Source organism: uncultured Dysgonomonas sp. (assembly GCF_900079725.1).
GTDB lineage: Bacteria > Bacteroidota > Bacteroidia > Bacteroidales > Dysgonomonadaceae > Dysgonomonas.
This window is the reverse complement of record NZ_LT599032.1, coordinates 5,153,091-5,165,389: the sequence shown is the minus strand read 5'-3', so window position 1 is coordinate 5,165,389 and position 12,299 is coordinate 5,153,091. Positions and strand designations below refer to the sequence as shown.

The window sequence follows — 12,299 nt, the reverse complement described above, 5'->3', positions numbered from 1 at the left end:
TAACAAATCATTAATCGTATGAACAAAAGTATCTTAATCGTATTGCTTGCTGTATTCTTTATAGCTTGCGGAAACAAAACCGAAAATAAACAAGCGGAAAACCCGACGCAGGAACAGACTGTAACAACAACGGACGCTTCGGTTGTGAACGTCTATTATTTTCACGGCAAACAACGCTGTAGAACCTGTATAGCGATTGAGAATGTAACTAAAAATGCAATAGCCGAGAATTACAAGGATAATCCGAAAGTAAAATATACGGAAATAAACATAGATGAAGCCGTAAACAAAGATTTAGTGGAAAAGTACGAAATTGCTTTTAGTTCCCTGCTTATCGCTAAAGGGGAAAACTCAACGGATTTGACTGAACAGGCTTTTGCCAATGCGGTGAACTCGCCTGATGTACTTACCAACCTAATAAAAGAAGAAGTTAATAAACGTATTGACTAATGGAGTTTCTTCAACAGATAGTAGATAATTCGGATATTCCTATACTTACGGCTTTTATATTAGGCTTAATGACAGCTATAAGCCCTTGCCCGTTAGCAACTAATATAACAGCAACAGCCTACCTCAGTAAAGATATAGCCGATAAAAAACGTGTACTATTCAATGGTATATTCTATACACTTGGACGTACTTTCAGCTATACGGCTTTAGGATTGGTATTTTATTTTGGTGCAAGCAAATTTCAGGTAGCAAAATTGCTGCAAAACATTAGCGGTTTATACTTGGGAATAGCTTTAGTCATTATTGGTATCCTGATGCTCGATATTATCAAATTCAATATTCCGTCTTTAAACAGGTTTACATCGAAAGTAAGCGAAAAGAAGATGAAGAAAAATTACCTGAACGCTTTTCTTCTGGGTGTATTGTTCGCATTGGCTTTCTGCCCTTATAGCGGTGTATTATATTTCGGGGTGCTTATCCCTATGACTATCAGCAGTGCATCGGGGTTGATTCTGCCCCCTGTGTTCGCCATAGCTACCGGGCTGCCCGTTATAATCATTGCCTATTTATTGGCTTACAGTATGTCGAATGTAGGCAAATTCTATAACAGGATGAAAAGTTTTGAGGTTTGGTTCAGGCGTATTGTTTCGGCAGTATTTATCGTAGTGGGGATATATTATATAGTAATGAATCTATAAAATGAGTAAATATGGATAATAATACGGAATATTTCAGGCAGTTACATTATCTATCGAGTCCTTTACTTATAGGAAATGTTTGGAATGTGCAAAGTGCAAAGGTTTATGAGAAATCAGGCTTCAAAGCAATAGCGACAACGAGTGCGGGAATTGCTAACTCATTAGGTTATGACGATGGAGAAGAGATATCTTTTGAAGAATACTTATATGTTGTAAAAAGAATTAGGCAATGTGTAGACTTACCCCTGTCAGTTGATATTGAAGGTGGGTTCTCAGCAGATTCGCGACGTATTTTCGAGAATATTCTAAAGCTACATGAATTAGGGGTTGTTGGGATAAACATTGAAGATAGTTATATAATAGATAGAAAAAGGGTAATAGCCAACAAGGAGATTTTTGTTCAAAAAATCGGAGCAGTGATTAAATTATTGCATCAACACCAAATTGACATCTTTGTCAACATACGATGCGATTCCTTTTTGCTTAAACTACCTAACGCAATAGATGATGCCAAAGCAAGAATTGATTTGTATAAAGAATTGAGAATCGACGGATTATTTTTTCCATATCTGGATAGAATTGAAAATATTAAAGAAATAACTCAATGCACTGATTTACCTGTGAATGTAATGTACACTCCGAATTTACCTAATTTGGATACATTAAAAGCACTAAATATAAAACGTATCAGCACAGGGAACCTCTTAAACAAACAAGTTTATACACAACTCGAAAAAGAGATAAAAGAGATTTTGAAGTAAAAATGAATATTAAAAAACAAATAATATGGAAATAATTGTTTTGGGTACAGGTTGCCCCAACTGCAAAACAACCTATGACCGGGTAGCCAAAGTAATGGCAGATACAAACAGTACGGCGACTTTGAAGAAAGAAGAAGATATATTGGAAATAGTCAAATATAACATCATGTCACTGCCTGCCGTTGTGGTAGACGGGGAAGTAAAGATAAAGGGCTATGTTCCGACAGAAGAAGAAATAAAACAAGTAATCAATTAAATAATAAAGCAATGTTGGATTTAAAATTAGATACCCGCAAGGAAGTGAAGATTTACGACCCTGCCCTATGCTGCCCTACCGGATTGTGCGGGGTGAACATAGACCCGGAACTGATGCGTATTGCAGTAGTTATCGAAAGCCTGAAAAAGAAAGGGATTACCATTGAAAGGTTTAACCTGCGTGACCATCCACAGGTATATGTAGATAACAAGACAATCAACGAATGCCTGATGAGAGAATCTGCGGATGTTCTGCCTATCACAACATTGGACGGCGAAATAGTATTGACAAAGCAATACCCGACCAATGCACAGATAGCAGGATGGATGAACGTAAAAGAGGAAGAACTCACCGTAAAATAATAAATCATTATCCTTTTATTTTTCAATGAATTAATCTATTCCATACGAATAGAAAAGGATGTTATTGTCCCAATAAATAAATTACAAGCGATATGAAAAAATATAACCCATCGGGTATTGACCTGACAAAATATATATTCTTTACAGGCAAAGGCGGAGTAGGTAAAACATCTATAGCCTGTGCCACAGCCGTAAACCTTGCCGATAGTGGTAAGAAAGTCCTTTTAATCAGTACCGACCCCGCATCTAATTTACAGGATGTCTTTAATATGGATTTAGATAATAAAGGAATACAAATAAAAGAAGTTCCCAACCTGACAGTAGTAAACTTAGACCCGGAACAGGCAGCAGCCGAATACAGGGAATCAGTAATCGCACCGTTTAGGGGTAAGCTGCCCGAAAGCGTTATTACCAATATGGAAGAACAACTTTCAGGCTCATGTACCATAGAGATAGCAGCATTCAACGAGTTTTCAGACTTTATCACCAATGAAGATAAACGCAAAGGATATGATTTTATAATCTTTGATACAGCACCTACCGGACATACCTTGCGTATGCTGCAACTGCCATCCGCATGGAATACCTTTATAGCGGAAAATACTTCCGGTGCATCTTGTTTAGGTCAGCTTTCAGGATTGGAGGACAGGAAAGAAGTCTATAAAAATGCGGTAGCAACTTTATCAGACAGCAAGCAGACAACGTTAATACTTGTAAGCCGACCGGATGAAAGCCCGTTGAAAGAGGTAGAACGTTCATCAAAAGAATTGTTGGACTTGAATATTATTTCTCAAAACCTGATTATTAACGGCGTATTGGAGAACTACGATGAAAACGATACTGTTTCAAAACAGATATACCAACGTCAGCAAAACGCCCTGAATAACCGTTCCGAAGCATTATTAAAACTGAACACTTATATTGTCCCGCTTCGTTCCTATAATATGACAGGGATTGATAATATCCGTAATATGCTGAATAGTGACGTTCAGGCAGAAACCATACAAAAGGAAGTCAATACCAAAGATTTTCAAACAATAGACAATATTATTGACGACCTGTACAGTTCAGGCAAACGGGTAATCTTTACGATGGGTAAAGGTGGCGTAGGCAAAACGACCATTGCAGGGAATATCGCAAGGGGATTAGCCAAAAAAGGCGTGAAAGTACACCTAACTACTACCGACCCGGCTAACCATTTATCCTTTGTCGAAACAAAGGTGGACGGTATCACAGTAAGCCATATAGACGAAAAAGCGGTATTGGCAGCCTATCAGAAAAACATACTGGATAAGGCAAGGGAAACAATGGGTAATGCGGATTTAAGCTATATCGAAGAAGATTTACGTTCACCATGTACACAGGAAATTGCCGTCTTTAATTCCTTTGCCGAAATTGTGGCGAAAGCCGATAATGAAGTGGTGGTAATTGATACCGCACCAACCGGGCATACATTATTGTTACTGGATTCAACACAAAGCTATCACAAGGAGGTGGAACGCACGCAGGGAAATATCACGCCTGCCGTTCAGAACCTTTTGCCCCGTTTACGCAATGAAAAGGAAACGGATGTAGTGATAGTTACGCTACCGGAAACAACGCCAGTTTTTGAAGCTCAACGCTTACAAGAGGATTTGCAACGGGCAGGAATAAAAAACAAATGGTGGGTGGTAAATTCAAGTCTTTTGCTTACTCCGACTAACAGCCCGTTCCTGAAAACAAAAGCACAAAGTGAGATACAATGGATTGATAAAGTAAGCGAAATTTCCAACGGCAATTTTGCCGTTATTGGGTGGAAAGAATCTATCTGATAGATAAGACAAATTAAAGCAAAAAATCCCAAGAGTTTTTCTTGGGATTTTTGTTAAAATTGAGTAAGGATAAAAAATATGTCATACACTTGTTTCAATCCTATTTGCTATTTTTAATAACAGTGCTTTATCTTTTTCATTATTCCAGATTGATTTGTCTAGTCCCCAATAGAAAGCATGGTAAGTCCTTTTTGAGTTACAGAACTGCCCCTTGTAATTCTTCCCTTTTGTAGAATAGAGTAGTACGGCTTCTCCTTTTTTTACTTCATGATTAGGAAACAGATAACAATGCCTCAAAAGGTTTGATACACTATTATCGTTATCATATGTAGTATCCAAAACCATATAATCGAACAAATTACAGTCCTCCAAAACTTCAATCACCAGTCGTTCTTTACCTTCGCTATCCTTATCTGCAATTTGTGTAACAGATAATCTCAGCGTTGTTTCTAAGTCTTTCATTTGCATAATACTAAAATCTAAATTGTTAATAAATAAATTATCAACCACAATAGTATAATAAAAATAATCAATTTATTGCGCTTAATGCGAAAACTTTTCCACCTGTTCAAAACTTCTTTTTAAGAAATGATCTGCAAATTATTTTACATTTTCTTCAAAATAATTTGCAGATCTCATAAGAATAGAAGTGGCGGAAATTTCTCTCCACCGTCAAGTCTTTGTTTTTTGTTTCAGTTCTTCGAGTTGTAAAAGCATAAACGTGTGATTCTCTCCAACTATATGCCCCGAATCCATCAGATATGGACTATTTCGGCACAATTTACACTGCTTGATAGCTTTATTCAGATGAGTCACTTCGATGGACTTCCCTGTTATATCTTTAATTCTCATTATCTTCAATTTCCGCTTTAAACACATACCAACTATCTCTATAATGCTCTCCAATGAGATTGAATGCCCCTGTTAGGTTACTACTTCGAGCAAACTGCTTGGCTTCCAAAATAGATTTGAATTCTCCCAATTTTAGGAAGCCAACAAATAAGGTGTAAATATTTTCTTTCATCATGCTGCTAATCGAGTTTCTATCAGTGATATATTTTGCTCTACAAGTTGAATTATTCTATCGTGGTGCTTAGTATTCTTATTGCAAACACCTCTCGACTGAATAACTTTGAGTTGAGATATAGATACCTCAATTGTTTCAATACGTTTGCCATCAATCCAAGCCGAAAGTATCAGTGAATCGGCTTTTGAGTGATAACCACCTACGCAATGATGCATCATTTCTCCTTCCAATATTATATCCGCTACGCTCTCCAACACACGAATACTAATAGTACCATCCGAAAATGCAAGTCCGAAAAATTTGCCTTTTTGTTCTCTGAATGAATCCTCCTTTGCAAGTTGCTTTTCGACTTCGGCTTGTGCATCTGCTTTGGCTCTCTTAATAACATATCGATCATGTTCCGCTTTTAGGTTAGTCGGACAAATGTATTTTGCATTGTGCAAATCTTTACCGAAGAATCGAAGCATATCTATATAGTCGCACCAAAGAATGGCATCTTCAATTTTGTAGTGATTGCGGATAGCTATTTTGATGGATTGCCAATAACTATCAATATTCTTCCAACCCATATTCATAATACGCTCTAATAGCTTTGTATAGCCTGCTTTGATAAGTGTCTCGGCTCTACTATCACTGAGTAGGGTACGGAATAAGTCTAATGAGTTCTGTCCATACAAAGCTTTCTTATAACCGGTTCTTTTCAATTCGGGTATAAGTTTCTGACGTGGGTATATCTCGCCCATGCTTCCTATCTTGTCATAGATATTTATATAAAACTTATTGTTAGTATTCTCATTTCTTAGTTCCAAAGGGGTATAAAATATCCATAAATCAATACAGCACGTTCCCATCGTCTGGCGACATCGGGCAAAGGTGTAATGTTTCCCATCGGGAGCAATCCAACGTTGCATCACTTCGGAATATGAAAGTTTTGTCGGTTCTCCTATTTTGGATTTATAACTTAACATGATGGTGCGCATCACTTGATAGCCTTTGTGAGCCGTGATGATGTTCATATAATAACTGTCATCGAATGTCCGTTTCTTGGTGGTTTTGGCTATTAGCTTAGATTTACAATTCGGGCACTCACAACCCAAAAGGGTATTTGCTAATTCTCCCATCCCTTGCCATGTGTGACCGCACTTGGTACAAGTAACGATTCCTTTTTCGGTTCTGCGTCCAACATATTGGATAACGTGGTCATATCCCCATTGGATTTGCATTTTAGTTAGTTTAGGCAATGTTTTACTTGCTTCTACTACTTGTTTTTGGAGTTTATTCTTTGGTTTCATAGGTCGATAATTTAAAAGTCAAATAGACTTGGTTGGGGATTTAATGCTACTCTTTTGGCTTTCTTGGTTGGCTGTGTCATCTTTCGATAGACTTCGTCTTGTGCCCTCTGCATAGCATCTTGACGTGCTTTCTCTTTTTCTTCGGCTGTTAATACTACTACATGATTTACTGCTATATGGGCATTTATCGGCTGACCTACCTCGATGTTATCTTCGTCATAGAAATGTACCGCCATGCCGAATATCTCATCATCGTGAAAACCATTGCAACCGCTTTTCTGTACTTGATTTAGAATATAAGTAACGCAATCCTCTAACTTCTTTTCGGGTAGAGAATAGCGAAATGAAAAAAGTAAATCTATTTCGGCACGTTTGTCTAAATATGCTTTTATCGTATTTTGAAAATGGTTTGTTGCTTTCATATCTTTGGGTATTATGGAGCAGAAAGGCTCTGCCCCTTGTTATTATTTAATTAATCTAGTCCGAAATAGTAGGCTAAGCGTTGCTCCTGCGATTTTGAAAATATCCATCCTGCCAACCTTTTTCCGTTAAAGGTCAGTCGGTTGTTAAACTTTCCTCCCATCGCTTTGAGTTCGTCTTTGATGGCTCTTGTTTCTCCGAATACAGCAAGGGCTTTGGCTGAATACTCTACTACTGTGCAACCGTTCTTGCTTGTGCTGTTCTGGTCGCTTGGTGGCGGTGGAGGTGTATCATCGGTCTTTTTGATGCGGATGTTATCTTCACACCCTGCGGTGTAGGCAAATTCCTTTATCATACCCTCACGGCTGTACATGGACACTTTTTCTATTATCCATCCACTATATTTGCTTTCGCCTAAATAATACCCTGCACCCATCGAATACTTTTCCCGATGTTCATAATCTACGTTGTACTCCGCTAAATAGGCTGTTTCCTCGAAGTTGGATGCATGTTTCCGCATTTCAGAAAAGATGTCTCTTTTGTGGGTAGAAAAGCCTAAAATGACAGTCCGTTGTGTACTGCTTGCAAAGTAGTCGCTTTGGCTGTCGCTCTCGTCTTGCTTCAAGCGTGCCACAATAACCGCTTGTGCATTTTCGGGAAGTATCTCGGCAAAACGTTTGCTCCCGATTGCTTTAACTTCCTCCACTCGTATGCGTTCCTTTTCTGCCTGATCTACCTCTGATTTAGATTTGGCTTGTGCTTCTTGGAGCAATATTGCCGCTTCAAAGCTGTCCATAAATTGAGGGTTGTCGCTGTCGTAATAGAACCCAATGCCAAATTTTTCTTTCAATGGTCGAATGATGTCGGCAGTATGAAAATCTTTTGTTGTTAGGTTTATCAATTTGTAAGTGATACCCCATTGATTTTTTGTAATGTCGTACACTACATATCTGTGATAGCTGTACCCTTCCATTTGGATAACTTGGTTAACCTCTACCACTTGCACTGCTCTGTCTATTTCTTTGTTCGCTCCTAATAAAAATACCTTAGTCATAATTTTTGTGTTTTAATGGATTATAAATAAGTAAGCATTAGATAAATAAGGGTAATTACAGCACTCAACATCAGCAGGCACGAAAGAATACCCCGAATCACATCATAGAAGAGATACAAGCCCACCAAAGCCCCAATAAACCCTGCTCCCCATAAGGAGTAACCCACGATAATTAAGACTATTTTCAAAACCCAACCTATGCTAATTGGAAGGTAGGTGGTTCGCTGTTTCCTATTTTTTTCTGCCGTTAGTTTCATAATTTCTGACCTTTTTTTTAACGCTATGCCGTATCGGAGCCGGTGAGGAGTATTCGAGTTTCAGAAGCTTTAAAAAGGGTAGTGTTTAGCTGTGCAGGGTTTTGACGAATAAATACGCTCGCCCGAATAGATACAAAAGAGGGAAAGAGGAAGATTTTTCGCCAAACCCTTTAGGGCTTGACCTTGCTGTCAGCGTGAAGAACACGAAAATACCTTTGCGATTGAAATCGAATACTCACTAGGCTCTGATGTCATTTCGCTTAAAGGGGAAGAAATTATGAAACAGGTAGAAAAAATCCCGTTTACTCTTTCGTGAAGCTATAGAAAGAGTACGAAATAATATTTTAGGTATAGACAAGTACAGCCTAAAGCTACCAGCTAATAGATTGCTTATCTATGCTGTAATTTAATGACTTATATTTGCTCCCCCCGTAATCATAGTATGAACAAAAAAGTAAATTACTATGGAGATAATATATATTGAAGCCCGAACATTCGAGGCAATGATGACGCAGTTTGAACTGTTCTCCTATAAAGTGAACAAGCTGTGTGAACGCCATACAAGTAAAGGACTTGAAGATTGGTTAGATAATCAGGATGTGTGCCAGATGCTTAATATATCTAAGTGTACTCTTCAAGGTTATCGTGACAACGGTATGTTGCCCTATACTAAGATTAGTCGGAAACTCTATTATAGAGTCAAAGATGTAAGAAAACTTATTCACGAATTAGAATTGCAACAAAATGGATAATGACATTTTAACAAAGCGAAACGAGCGGGTAAAGAAGTTTTTTGCTTTGCTCGACAAGATGTTGGATCGAATTGAAGTTGTCCTGACCTCCGAGAAGCCATCGCTCTTCGGAGAACGATTTTTGACTGACACGGAAATGGCTAAGAAGTTGAAAATAAGCAGAAGAACATTACAACTCTATCGTACAGAGGGTAAAATTCCTTATTTTCAGTTTGGGGGTAAAACCCTGTATCGAGAATCTGATATTCAGAAGATATTAGATCGAAACTATATTCAAGAACTGAAATAGTATTCTATTCATGTGGCTACAACAAAGAACAGGCTTTGGAATTAACTCGAAGCCTGTTTTAATTGCTTTCTGCATTCCTATATTATGTTGAGGAAATTTTGGCACAATGAAATAAAAAGATAAAATAATTAGGTTCTTAATCTGAGAAAATTACGAATTTCTCTATCTTTGCTTTATGAAATATTTATCTCTCATATTATCCATAAGTGTATTTCTGTTATCAGTAATACCTTGTTGCGTTGAGGATAAATGTCTTGCGATACATAGCCAAACTATCGGAATAGAAGATGATGCACCGTACAATAGTTGTGATAACTGTTCCGACAATAGCTGTTGTTCTCCTTTTCTTCATTGCAATACTTGTTCAGGCTTCCCAGAAGCCCGTTATTATAATCCGATAAAGGTAGTTCCCAATTTAATTTCTGACTGTGGAGCAAAGTACATAGTTAAAAGAAACTATCTTGATTTTATCTCTTCAATTTGGCAACCGCCACAAGTCTGAACACATTTATTTTATACAAGTTATAAGCATATCTTGTAATTTTAGGTAATACATTTTGTAGGATTGCTACTTCTATGCCATTCCTCAATTTGAAGATTTAAAACATTTATCATAATTATAATGAAAATCAAAATTATACTGATGCTATTCTTAGCTTTCAGCCTTTCCAATATATTTGCACAGAATACTCTTAGAGTAATATTAATTGATTGTGAAACAAAAGAACCTCTGATCGGAGCAGGCGTTATGCTTCAAAATACAACGAATGGAGCATTTTCCAATGCGGAAGGATTAGCTATACTCTCCAATATTCCTGATGGCAAACAAAGGTTCGAAATCACTTATATGGGATATGAAAAGACCGTAAAAGAATTTACTTTTCCACTCGATTCGAACGAACCGATTATCGTTAAGGTTGAACCGGATGAGGAAATGCTGCAAGAGGTAGTCGTTTCTTCGACAAGAGGAACACGAACTTTTAAAGATATTCCTACCCGTATTGAATTTATAAATACGGAAGAGTTGGGCGAAAAAGGGGTAATGAAGCCCGGAGATATCCGTATGCTTTTGAATGAAAGTACGGGTATAATGACACAACAAACATCTGCCATATCTGGCAATTCATCTATTCGGATTCAAGGTTTGGATGGTAGATATACTCAAATACTAAAAGACGGTTTTCCTGTGTTTTCGGGTGCTGCAAGCGGATTAGGTTTATTACAAACCCCTCCGCTTGATTTGAAGCAAGTGGAGATAATAAAAGGGTCATCATCTACTCTATATGGCGGTGGAGCAATTGCAGGACTGGTAAACCTGATATCTAAAACACCCGAAAAAGAAAGAGACTTCTCGATACACCTGAATGGTACGACAGCTAAAGGACTTGATGTGAACAGTTTTTTCGGACAAAAATTCAATAAAGTGGGTACAACTGTATTTGCTTCTTACAACCGAAATTGGGCTTATGATCCTTCGAATGTAGGTTTTACAGCAATTCCGAAATTTGATAGGTTTGTACTAAATCCAAAATTATTTCTATATCTGACTGATAATACCGATTTTAGTTTTGGTATCAACTCCATGATTGAAAATCGTCTGGGCGGTGATATGAAATATGTGGAGGGTAAAGGGAATAAAGACCATTCCTATTTCGAAAGGAATAAGACACAAAGACATTCAAGCCAACTGACATTTGACCATCGTTTCGACAAAAAAAACAGATTGAATGTAAAGAATAGTGTAACGTATTTCAGCCGTAAACTCGAAATTCCCGATTTTAGATTTGATGGAGATCAGCTATCATCTTTTTCGGAAGCATCTTATATTCGTACAGAAGAAAAAACTGAATGGGTAGCGGGAGCGAATGTGTGGACAGATAAGTTTACCGAAAAGAAGCGAACTGATTTCCAATTACGTGACTATAATACCACAACATTGGGTTTATTTTTACAAAACAATACAAAAATAACCGATTGGATGAATCTGGAAACAGGGTTACGGACAGACTATGTTACTGACTACGGATTTGCTGTTTTGCCTCGTGTTTCTTCGTATTTTAAGATTACGGATAAATTTTCGTCCCGTGTTGGTGGAGGATTCGGATATAAGACACCTACTATATTTTCAGAAGATAGTGAACGCATCCAATTTCAGAATGTGTTACCAATCAATGATGATAGGAACAAGCTGGAAAGAAGCTATGGAGCTAATGTCGATTTTACTTATAAGACTGGATTATTTGACGACCAAGTATATTTGACTGTAAACCAACTATTCTTTTATACTTACTTGAGAAATCCGTTAGAGTTGCAAGCCGTAGATAACAATTATTGGCAGTTTAATAATATAGATGGTCATGTAAATAGTAAAGGGGCTGAAACCAATATGAAAATAAAGTATAGAGATTTCGGATTGTTTCTTGGATATACCTATACTGATGCCAAGGTCAAAGATGGGGGCAGAAGTTATCAGAAAACCTTAACTCCAAAACATAAGATTAATTCCGTCCTAATGTATGAAGTAGAAGACAAATGGAAAATTGGATTGGAAGGCTATTATACGTCAAAGCAAAATTTGAATGATGGGAAAACAGGGAAAGATTACCTTATCTTAGGTTTGATGATGCAGCGTATTTGGGAGAGATTTTCAATATATGCCAATTTTGAGAATTTTACCGACAGACGACAAACGAGATTTGATAGTATTTATATAGGGTCAATGACTAATCCTCAATTTAGAGACATCTACGCACCATTAGACGGTTTCGTAATGAATGCAGGTATTATAATCAAGCTGTAGAGTGCAAAACTAATTTGCCTGAATGAAAAATCTCATTTAGATGAAATTCTATAAACAAGAAACAGGCTTC

17 protein-coding genes are annotated in these 12,299 nt (G+C 37.4%); 9 read left to right on the top strand and 8 right to left on the bottom strand.

The features are described from left to right. Window positions 1–18: 18 nt before the first annotated feature. The 6 genes from QZL88_RS20930 to arsA all read left to right on the top strand — a co-directional run bounded on the left by QZL88_RS20930 (window position 19) and on the right by arsA (window position 4,338). Window positions 19–450 carry a nitrophenyl compound nitroreductase subunit ArsF family protein gene (locus QZL88_RS20930; RefSeq protein WP_296944916.1) on the top strand — a complete coding sequence of 144 codons (432 nt, stop codon included), beginning with the start codon at window positions 19–21 and terminating at the stop codon, window positions 448–450. Further along, on the top strand, window positions 450–1,148 hold the full coding sequence (locus tag QZL88_RS20925; RefSeq protein WP_296944913.1) for an aromatic aminobenezylarsenical efflux permease ArsG family transporter: 699 nt from the start codon (window positions 450–452) through the stop codon (window positions 1,146–1,148). Before QZL88_RS20930 ends, QZL88_RS20925 begins: the two co-directional genes overlap by 1 nt. A gap of 11 nt (window positions 1,149–1,159) precedes the next feature. Beyond that, complete coding sequence (locus tag QZL88_RS20920; RefSeq protein ID WP_296944910.1) at window positions 1,160–1,909, top strand: isocitrate lyase/phosphoenolpyruvate mutase family protein; 750 nt, start codon at window positions 1,160–1,162, stop codon at window positions 1,907–1,909. Window positions 1,910–1,934: 25 nt separating this feature from the next. After that, window positions 1,935–2,165 carry a thioredoxin family protein gene (locus QZL88_RS20915; protein ID WP_296944907.1) on the top strand — a complete coding sequence of 77 codons (231 nt, stop codon included), beginning with the start codon at window positions 1,935–1,937 and terminating at the stop codon, window positions 2,163–2,165. Between the two features lie 11 nt (window positions 2,166–2,176). After that, window positions 2,177–2,527: an arsenite efflux transporter metallochaperone ArsD gene (gene arsD, locus QZL88_RS20910; protein ID WP_296944904.1), complete on the top strand. Its 351-nt coding sequence runs from the start codon at window positions 2,177–2,179 to the stop codon at window positions 2,525–2,527. A 92-nt stretch (window positions 2,528–2,619) separates the two neighbouring features. Beyond that, window positions 2,620–4,338: an arsenical pump-driving ATPase gene (arsA, locus tag QZL88_RS20905; protein ID WP_296944902.1), complete on the top strand. Its 1,719-nt coding sequence runs from the start codon at window positions 2,620–2,622 to the stop codon at window positions 4,336–4,338. An 81-nt stretch (window positions 4,339–4,419) separates the two neighbouring features. Here arsA and QZL88_RS20900 read toward each other — a convergent pair whose 3' ends face one another. From QZL88_RS20900 to QZL88_RS20870, 7 genes are all read right to left on the bottom strand, one after another. Further along, window positions 4,420–4,800 (bottom strand): hypothetical protein, encoded by a 381-nt coding sequence (locus QZL88_RS20900; RefSeq protein ID WP_296944899.1) that lies wholly within the window; start codon window positions 4,798–4,800, stop codon window positions 4,420–4,422. Between the two features lie 210 nt (window positions 4,801–5,010). Beyond that, window positions 5,011–5,190 (bottom strand): NADH-quinone oxidoreductase subunit F, encoded by a 180-nt coding sequence (locus tag QZL88_RS20895; protein ID WP_296944898.1) that lies wholly within the window; start codon window positions 5,188–5,190, stop codon window positions 5,011–5,013. After that, on the bottom strand, window positions 5,180–5,365 hold the full coding sequence (locus tag QZL88_RS20890; RefSeq protein WP_296944896.1) for a hypothetical protein: 186 nt from the start codon (window positions 5,363–5,365) through the stop codon (window positions 5,180–5,182). The genes QZL88_RS20895 and QZL88_RS20890 overlap by 11 nt, the downstream gene beginning before the upstream one ends. Further along, window positions 5,362–6,657 carry a PcfJ domain-containing protein gene (locus QZL88_RS20885; RefSeq protein ID WP_296944894.1) on the bottom strand — a complete coding sequence of 432 codons (1,296 nt, stop codon included), beginning with the start codon at window positions 6,655–6,657 and terminating at the stop codon, window positions 5,362–5,364. The genes QZL88_RS20890 and QZL88_RS20885 overlap by 4 nt, the downstream gene beginning before the upstream one ends. A gap of 11 nt (window positions 6,658–6,668) precedes the next feature. Further along, on the bottom strand, window positions 6,669–7,079 hold the full coding sequence (locus QZL88_RS20880; RefSeq protein WP_296944891.1) for a PcfK-like family protein: 411 nt from the start codon (window positions 7,077–7,079) through the stop codon (window positions 6,669–6,671). Window positions 7,080–7,129: 50 nt separating this feature from the next. Continuing rightward, window positions 7,130–8,131: a fusion protein gene (locus QZL88_RS20875; RefSeq protein WP_296944888.1), complete on the bottom strand. Its 1,002-nt coding sequence runs from the start codon at window positions 8,129–8,131 to the stop codon at window positions 7,130–7,132. Between the two features lie 20 nt (window positions 8,132–8,151). Next, complete coding sequence (locus QZL88_RS20870; RefSeq protein WP_296944885.1) at window positions 8,152–8,388, bottom strand: hypothetical protein; 237 nt, start codon at window positions 8,386–8,388, stop codon at window positions 8,152–8,154. Between the two features lie 464 nt (window positions 8,389–8,852). Between QZL88_RS20870 and QZL88_RS20865 the strand changes: the two genes are divergently transcribed. Then, window positions 8,853–9,140, top strand: coding sequence for a helix-turn-helix domain-containing protein (locus QZL88_RS20865; RefSeq protein ID WP_296944882.1), 288 nt, complete (start codon window positions 8,853–8,855; stop codon window positions 9,138–9,140). Continuing rightward, window positions 9,133–9,429 (top strand): helix-turn-helix domain-containing protein, encoded by a 297-nt coding sequence (locus QZL88_RS20860; RefSeq protein WP_050702532.1) that lies wholly within the window; start codon window positions 9,133–9,135, stop codon window positions 9,427–9,429. The genes QZL88_RS20865 and QZL88_RS20860 overlap by 8 nt, the downstream gene beginning before the upstream one ends. Window positions 9,430–9,649: 220 nt before the next feature. Here QZL88_RS20860 and QZL88_RS20855 read toward each other — a convergent pair whose 3' ends face one another. Continuing rightward, on the bottom strand, window positions 9,650–9,781 hold the full coding sequence (locus tag QZL88_RS20855; protein ID WP_296944879.1) for a hypothetical protein: 132 nt from the start codon (window positions 9,779–9,781) through the stop codon (window positions 9,650–9,652). 270 nt (window positions 9,782–10,051) lie between these two features. Here QZL88_RS20855 and QZL88_RS20850 point away from each other — a divergent pair, with 270 nt between their 5' ends. Then, window positions 10,052–12,229, top strand: a complete 2,178-nt coding sequence (locus QZL88_RS20850) for a TonB-dependent receptor (protein ID WP_296944876.1) — start codon at window positions 10,052–10,054, stop codon at window positions 12,227–12,229. The last annotated feature ends 70 nt before the right edge of the window (window positions 12,230–12,299 follow it).

Bases quoted from the DNA above. Each gene is read 5' to 3' on its own strand.
- QZL88_RS20930 (WP_296944916.1), top strand. From the start codon at position 19: ATGAACAAAAGTATCTTAATCGTATTGCTTGCTGTATTCTTTATAGCT.
- QZL88_RS20925 (WP_296944913.1), top strand. From the start codon at position 450: ATGGAGTTTCTTCAACAGATAGTAGATAATTCGGATATTCCTATACTT.
- QZL88_RS20920 (WP_296944910.1), top strand. From the start codon at position 1,160: ATGGATAATAATACGGAATATTTCAGGCAGTTACATTATCTATCGAGT.
- QZL88_RS20915 (WP_296944907.1), top strand. From the start codon at position 1,935: ATGGAAATAATTGTTTTGGGTACAGGTTGCCCCAACTGCAAAACAACC.
- arsD (WP_296944904.1), top strand. From the start codon at position 2,177: ATGTTGGATTTAAAATTAGATACCCGCAAGGAAGTGAAGATTTACGAC.
- arsA (WP_296944902.1), top strand. From the start codon at position 2,620: ATGAAAAAATATAACCCATCGGGTATTGACCTGACAAAATATATATTC.
- QZL88_RS20900 (WP_296944899.1), bottom strand. From the start codon at position 4,800: ATGAAAGACTTAGAAACAACGCTGAGATTATCTGTTACACAAATTGCA.
- QZL88_RS20895 (WP_296944898.1), bottom strand. From the start codon at position 5,190: ATGAGAATTAAAGATATAACAGGGAAGTCCATCGAAGTGACTCATCTG.
- QZL88_RS20890 (WP_296944896.1), bottom strand. From the start codon at position 5,365: ATGATGAAAGAAAATATTTACACCTTATTTGTTGGCTTCCTAAAATTG.
- QZL88_RS20885 (WP_296944894.1), bottom strand. From the start codon at position 6,657: ATGAAACCAAAGAATAAACTCCAAAAACAAGTAGTAGAAGCAAGTAAA.
- QZL88_RS20880 (WP_296944891.1), bottom strand. From the start codon at position 7,079: ATGAAAGCAACAAACCATTTTCAAAATACGATAAAAGCATATTTAGAC.
- QZL88_RS20875 (WP_296944888.1), bottom strand. From the start codon at position 8,131: ATGACTAAGGTATTTTTATTAGGAGCGAACAAAGAAATAGACAGAGCA.
- QZL88_RS20870 (WP_296944885.1), bottom strand. From the start codon at position 8,388: ATGAAACTAACGGCAGAAAAAAATAGGAAACAGCGAACCACCTACCTT.
- QZL88_RS20865 (WP_296944882.1), top strand. From the start codon at position 8,853: ATGGAGATAATATATATTGAAGCCCGAACATTCGAGGCAATGATGACG.
- QZL88_RS20860 (WP_050702532.1), top strand. From the start codon at position 9,133: ATGGATAATGACATTTTAACAAAGCGAAACGAGCGGGTAAAGAAGTTT.
- QZL88_RS20855 (WP_296944879.1), bottom strand. From the start codon at position 9,781: ATGAAGAAAAGGAGAACAACAGCTATTGTCGGAACAGTTATCACAACT.
- QZL88_RS20850 (WP_296944876.1), top strand. From the start codon at position 10,052: ATGAAAATCAAAATTATACTGATGCTATTCTTAGCTTTCAGCCTTTCC.